Source organism: Flavobacterium sp. (assembly GCF_031363805.1).
In the GTDB taxonomy this organism is placed as follows: Bacteria; Bacteroidota; Bacteroidia; order Flavobacteriales; family Flavobacteriaceae; genus Flavobacterium.
Window position 1 is genome coordinate 1 of record NZ_JANLVD010000266.1, and the last position, 1510, is coordinate 1510.

General features: G+C 34.7%; 1 protein-coding gene and 1 pseudogene. Both read right to left on the bottom strand.

Annotated elements, in window-relative coordinates; translation table 11 throughout:
* On the bottom strand, nucleotides 1-1248 hold a 1248-nt coding region (gene murC, locus RMN92_RS14090; protein ID WP_309610078.1), incomplete at its 3' end, for a Mur ligase family protein.
* A gap of 44 nt (nucleotides 1249-1292) precedes the next feature.
* Nucleotides 1293-1510 (bottom strand): annotated as a pseudogene (locus RMN92_RS14095) (hypothetical protein); the annotation flags it as partial.

Sequence of the window (1510 nt, forward strand, 5' to 3'; positions counted from 1 at the left end):
AAAATCTGTTGGATTGGTATAAATAATTAAATCTTTACGATTGAAAGCCGTAGCAATTTGCTCATAAGTGACTTCTTCCAATTGTTTTATTTTTACAGCATCGGGCGAATAAAAAACTACGGCAATATCTGCAAATTCAAGTGCTCCTTCATATTCTTTTAGAAATTCTGCGTTCAAACTGCTGTAAGTGTGCAATTCTAAGCAAGCTACTAATTTTCTGTTTGGAAATTGTTCTTTCACCGCTTTTGTAGTTGCTGCAACTTTACTTGGCGAATGCGCAAAATCTTTGTAAGCTACTTTGGTTTTGCTTTCGGCAATTTTTTCTAATCGTTTGCTTGCTCCTTTAAAACTAGCGATTGCTTCATAAAAATCTGCTTGATCCACACCCATATTCTGGCAAAACCATTTGGCACCAGCCAGATTATTTAGATTATGTCCACCAAAAACTTCAATTGGCATATTCCCTTCTGGTGTTTCTAAAAGTGTAATTCCGTTTTCAACTTTATAATTTGGCGTTGCATAAGGTAACTTTCTTATTGGATTTGTAGCAGCTTGGGCAACACGTTTTACTTCCGAATCGTCTTCATTGTAAACTAAAATTCCGCCATTTGTAATTTTTTGAATGAAAATTTCGAATTGTTCTACATAATTTTCATAGGTTGGAAATACATTGATATGATCCCAAGCTATTCCAGAAATTAAAGCAATATTGGGTTGGTACAAATGAAATTTTGGACGACGGTCAATTGGTGACGACAAATACTCATCGCCTTCAAGCACAATAAAATCGTTTTTCTCGGTAAGATGCACCATGGTGTCGAAACCTTCCAATTGCGCACCAACCATATAATCGACTTCGATATTGTGATAATGCATAACATGTAAAATCATTGAAGTTATGGTTGTTTTTCCGTGGGAACCACCAATGACAACTCGCGTTTTATTTTTGGATTGTTCATACAAAAATTCTGGATACGAATATATTTTTAAACCTAATTCCTGAGCTTTTAACAATTCTGGATTATCAGCTTTGGCGTGCATTCCTAGAATTACTGCTTCAATAGCTGAAGTGATTTTTTCAGGAAACCAACCCAATTCGGCTGGAAGAATTCCTTTTTTGTCTAGGCGCGATTTTGATGGTTCAAAAATAGCATCATCGCTTCCCGTTACTTGGTAACCTTTGTTATGCAATGCCAATGCTAAATTGTGCATTGCGCTTCCGCCGATGGCGATGAAATGTGTTCTCATTTATGTGTTTATTCGGTTATGCATTTATTTGTTGAAAAAGCAGTTTATTTGTTTCTATTATCTGATTCTTGTTGTAAGGCTTTTGCTTTTTCTGACAAATTCATTTTATTTTTGTACAAATCAATCAATTTTTTAAAGGCTGTTTTGGAATGTGTGATTTCAATTCCTTGCTTGTAAAAAATTTCGGCTTGTTTGTATCGTTTAAAATATTCTTCGATATAACCTTTTGCCATCACGCCATCTATTTTTGAAATATTCATCA